The organism is uncultured Sphaerotilus sp. (assembly GCF_963924895.1).
GTDB lineage: Bacteria > Pseudomonadota > Gammaproteobacteria > Burkholderiales > Burkholderiaceae_C > Sphaerotilus.
Genome location: NZ_CAWURG010000063.1, coordinates 1 through 4293, shown reverse-complemented (window position 1 = coordinate 4293; position 4293 = coordinate 1). Strand labels below are relative to the sequence as shown.

The window sequence follows — 4293 nt, the reverse complement described above, 5'->3', positions numbered from 1 at the left end:
GGCCGAGCGCATCGGGCGACGCCGGGTGCTGCTGATCGGCTGGGCGGTGGCGTTGCCGATTCCGCTCCTGGTGGCGTGGGCGCCGTCCTGGGGCTGGATCGTCGCGGCCACCGTGCTGCTGGGGGTGAACCAGGGGCTGACGTGGTCGATGACGCAGACCGCCAAGCTCGACCTCACGCGGGCGGACCAGCGCGGTCTGGTCATCGGACTGAACGAGTTCTCGGGCTATGTGGGTGTCGCCGTGGCCGGGGTGCTCACCGGGTACGCCGCGGCCTGGCTGGGACCGCGGCAAGGCTTGCTGTGGTTCGGCATGGCGGTGATCGGGCTGGCGACCGTGCTGGCGTGGTGGGCCGTGGTCGAAACCTTGCCGTGGGCGCAAGCGGAGGTGAAGGGCCATGCGGCCGTCACCGCGGTCGCCGGTCTGCGCCCGCGTTATCCGTCCGGGGTGAGCGCGCACCCGACCACCGGTGAACTCTTCGCGCTGGTGAGCTGGAAGGACCGCCGGCTGGCCGCGCTGTGCCAGGCCGGGCTGGTCGAGAAGTTCGTCGATGCGCTGGTCTGGGTCTTCTGGCCGGTCTACCTGCACCAGCAGGGCGTGGATCTGCCCGGCATTGGCTGGATCGTCGGCGTCTACGGCTTCACCTGGGGCGGGGCGCAGTTTTTCACCGGACAACTCTCCGACCGCATCGGTCGACACGGCCTCAACGTGGCAGGCATGTGGCTCTGTGGCGTGGGCGTGGCCCTGCTGCCGATGGGCCACGGCGCGCTGTGGTGGAGCATGTCGGCCGCGGTCGCCGGGCTGGGCATGGCCATGCTCTACCCGAATCTGAGCGCCGCGGTGGCCGATATCGCCCACCCGACATGGCGCGCCTCGGCCATCGGCCTTTACCGCTTCTGGCGTGACCTGGGCTACGGACTCGGCGCGCTCGGACTCGGCGCCGCGGCGGCGCTGGGTGGACGCATCGAGACCGCGTTCTCGTTCGTGGCGGTGGCGATGTTCCTGTCGGGTGCGGTGCTGTGGCACTGGGGGGAAGAAACCCACCCGCGACTCAACCCGGCCCCTGTGGCGCCGGATGCCTGACCTTGCTGGAGACAATCCATGAACCTGATGACCACGGCTCACCGAGCCAGGACCCTGGCGCTTGCAGCCACCTGTGCCGCCATGCTGGGCGGAATGCCGCTCCTGGCCCATGCCCAGCTCGACAAGGCCACCACCGAGGCGCTGGAGACCTATTTCGAGTTCAGCGACTACAACAGCGGCACCATCATGGTCGAGCAGATCCCGGCGGGTGACTGGAAGAAGTTCTACCTCCTCGACGTGCGTGATGCCGGCCAGTTCGCCAAGGAGCACATCCCTGGTGCCGTGAACATCGAGTGGCGCAAGGTCTTCGCCGAGCGGGCATCGCTGCCCAAGGACCAGCTGATCCTGGCCTACTGCAACACGGGCTCGTTCGCGGCCCAGTCGGCGATGGCGCTGCGCCTGGCGGGGTTCGAGAACGTGCGCCTCCTGCATGGGGGTTTCGGGGCCTGGAAGGCGTCCACCTCGGCGACGGCGAAATAGCCCGCATCCAGCCGTCGAGCCCTATCCCGTCACCGTCGGTTCCGGGCGAGCGAACGGTCCTCCCAGGGCAGCCTGCATCAGCAGGCGCGGCTGGTTCCAGACTGCAAAATGCCCGCCTGGAATGGTCACAGCGTCCAGCCCGCCCTGCGTGAAGTCGGCCCAGCGCGCCACCTGCAGCGGCGTGGCGTGCCCGTCGTCCGCCGCAGCCAGCGCCGTGATCGGGCAGCGCAAGGGCTGATCGCCAGGTCGCCGCATGGCTGCTTCGCGCAGACGCCGCACCAGCCGGAAGTCGGCCTGGAGCATGGGCAGCAGCATCTCCAGCAGCTCTGCATGTTCGAACACCGCCTCGGGGGTGCCTCCCAGGGCACGCAGGCAGGCCGTGAAACCGGCCACGCTCATCCGGTCCGGATCGACCTGGGCAGGATGGTCCGGGCTGCTGCAGGCCGCAACGACCAGCCGTTCGGGCGTCGGACCACCAGATGCCTGGAGACGACACGCCAGTGCATGTGCGATCAGCCCGCCCATGCTGTAGCCCAGCAGCACGAACGGCCGGTCCAGCCACGGCAAGACAGCCGCCTGCAACTGCGCCAACAGGGCCTCCGGGTCGTCCAGCGCCGGTTCGGCCAAGCGGCCTTCGCGGCCCGGCAATTGCACCGCACACAACTCGACATCCGCAGGCAACGCCGCGCGCCAGGACCGGTAGAGCGAGGCAGCCCCGCCCGCATAGGGCAGGCAGAACAGCCGCAGGCGGGGCGGGATGCACAGAGGGTAGCGGTGCAGCCACGGGGTGACGAGCGGGACGGAACGTGTATTCATGGTCCACAGAGGTGGAGACGGACGGGGTCCGGACTCGGCCCGGGCATCTGCCACTGCGTCAGGACCACGGCGGGCGCGCGTTCGCCGGGGCGGCGTTCGCAGGCCACAGCAAGCCCGTGCGCTGGCCCGGCCGGACCGGTGGCCAGGAACCAGCGCCGATCCGGCTGCGGATCGCCCTCGAAGGCCTGCAACTGCCAGCCCGCCTCCGGCACATGCACCAGGCCGAACTGGCTGGGCTCGACGCGGCCCAGCCCGATGCCCATGGCCTTGAGCGCCGCCTCCTTGAGGGTCCAGCGCTCCAGCAAGAACCGTCTGCGGGCCAGGTCGGTCGACTCCCCGGCATGCACAGGCACGATCCGACTCCACAGCGCCCTCTCGTGCGGGGTCAGGATCATGCCGGCCATCCCGGCCTGATCACGCATCGCATCGACTTCTTCCACATCGACACCGACCTCGCGGTCAAGGGCCACCGCGACGGCGACCAGACCAGCGCAGTGCGACAGGTTGAATCGCAGGTGCAGCAGCAGAGGGTGATGCCGGTGACACAGCGCAGGTTTGCCATCGGGCGCAGTCTCGAAACGCCAGTCGGCCGGGTCTGCGGCGGCATGGCGACTCAGCGCCCGGCGCAGCAGGACGTGGGCGCAGGCAAAGAGCTGCTGATCAGCCGGCCTGCGCAGACGCTGGATGCGGGCCCGTTCGGCGACGTCCAGTTCCGGGCGGAGCGACCAGTCCACGCCCTGCCCCGCCGGCACAGGCATCAGATGCACATGCACTGCGTCATCCGCCCGACCTTGCGGCCTGCCGGTCGGTGTCCGAAAGTGCATGGGGGCGTCGGCGTTGGGCATGGGCGAATTCTTGCATTCCGGCGCCGCGTGCGCGGCACGCCCTGGCGCACGTGCGCTGTCACACAGACCGTACAGCCAGGACAGCGCACGCTCGGTCTTCCTCGACGAGCCGCCGCGATGCGGACCGGCGCCCTTTTCTCTCGCACCGAGCGCAACGCTCACAAGGATGGGTCATGGACATCACGACGCACTGCGCACGCATCACGGGCCCGGTCACCTACCCGGCCGGCGGTGGTTGCATGCTGAACATCCCCATCGGGCCATGCCTGGTCGAGCGCGTCGGCAACCAGTCCATCGACGTCATCTGGGGCACGCAGGGACAGAGTTCCGTGGTGCTGCCCATCGAAGAGATCGAGGCCGCCCAGGTCCAGGGGCATCTGGTCCTGCTGGACTGATCTACGGGTTTACCCGTGATGTCGGGAGCGCAAATGGGCGGATCAATCGCCCACACGGCAGTACAGTGCCCCATGCACACCGATCGAACATGCACCCGACAGGACCTGATCCACCTCGCCTGCGAGGCCATGTCGGAGCGCGGCCTGGCGCCAGACTTCCCGCCCGCTGTCGAGCTTGAACTGGCCACACTGTCAGGCGCCCCGCACGACCTGGATGCAACGGTGGCAGACCTGCGGACGCTGCCGTGGCGCTCGATCGACAACGATGACTCCCTCGACCTCGACCAGCTGACCGCCTGCGAGTCGCTGGCCTCGGGTGCGGTGTGCGTGCGTGTGGCCATCGCCGACGTGGATGCGCTGGTCTTGCGCGGCTCCGCGATCGACGCACAGGCCTGCCTCAACACGACGTCGGTCTATACGTCGGTGCGGGTGTTTCCGATGCTGCCCGAGCGTCTGTCGACCGACCTCACCTCGCTCAACGTCGGCCAGGACCGCCTCGCACTGGTCACCGAGATGGTGGTCGACGCAGAGGGTGTGTTGACATCCTCCCCGCCCTAAAGGACGGGGATTCCTCCTGCGAGACGCGCATGCCCGCGCGCGGCGATGTTCTTGGCTGCGTTCACGTCGCGGTGGTGTTTCGCCCCGCACTCGCAGCAAGTCCACCGCCTCATTCCAA

At 68.9% G+C, this 4293-nt stretch carries 7 protein-coding genes; 4 read left to right on the top strand and 3 right to left on the bottom strand.

All coding sequences use genetic code 11. The features are described from left to right. Both AABN02_RS20300 and AABN02_RS20295 read left to right on the top strand, forming a co-directional pair. Positions 1-1081 (top strand): MFS transporter (locus AABN02_RS20300; protein ID WP_338416731.1); only part of this gene is annotated, 1081 nt, incomplete at its 5' end. Positions 1082-1099: 18 nt separating this feature from the next. Beyond that, entirely contained in the window at positions 1100-1561 is a 462-nt protein-coding gene (locus tag AABN02_RS20295; protein ID WP_338416730.1) for a rhodanese-like domain-containing protein, read from the top strand. Positions 1562-1582: 21 nt separating this feature from the next. Here AABN02_RS20295 and AABN02_RS20290 read toward each other — a convergent pair whose 3' ends face one another. Both AABN02_RS20290 and AABN02_RS20285 read right to left on the bottom strand, forming a co-directional pair. Further along, a complete protein-coding gene (locus AABN02_RS20290; protein ID WP_338416729.1) occupies positions 1583-2377 on the bottom strand; it encodes an alpha/beta fold hydrolase in 795 nt (264 codons plus the stop codon). Further along, positions 2374-3222, bottom strand: coding sequence for a 4'-phosphopantetheinyl transferase superfamily protein (locus AABN02_RS20285; protein ID WP_338416728.1), 849 nt, complete (start codon positions 3220-3222; stop codon positions 2374-2376). Before AABN02_RS20285 ends, AABN02_RS20290 begins: the two co-directional genes overlap by 4 nt. A gap of 173 nt (positions 3223-3395) precedes the next feature. Here AABN02_RS20285 and AABN02_RS20280 point away from each other — a divergent pair, with 173 nt between their 5' ends. Continuing rightward, entirely contained in the window at positions 3396-3617 is a 222-nt protein-coding gene (locus tag AABN02_RS20280; RefSeq protein ID WP_338416727.1) for a hypothetical protein, read from the top strand. A 72-nt stretch (positions 3618-3689) separates the two neighbouring features. Beyond that, entirely contained in the window at positions 3690-4175 is a 486-nt protein-coding gene (locus AABN02_RS20275) for an RNB domain-containing ribonuclease (protein WP_338416726.1), read from the top strand. Here the strand turns inward: AABN02_RS20275 and AABN02_RS20270 are convergent. Continuing rightward, on the bottom strand, positions 4172-4288 hold the full coding sequence (locus tag AABN02_RS20270) for a zinc ribbon domain-containing protein (RefSeq protein ID WP_338413229.1): 117 nt from the start codon (positions 4286-4288) through the stop codon (positions 4172-4174). The genes AABN02_RS20275 and AABN02_RS20270 overlap by 4 nt on opposite strands. Between the last annotated feature and the right edge of the window lie 5 nt (positions 4289-4293).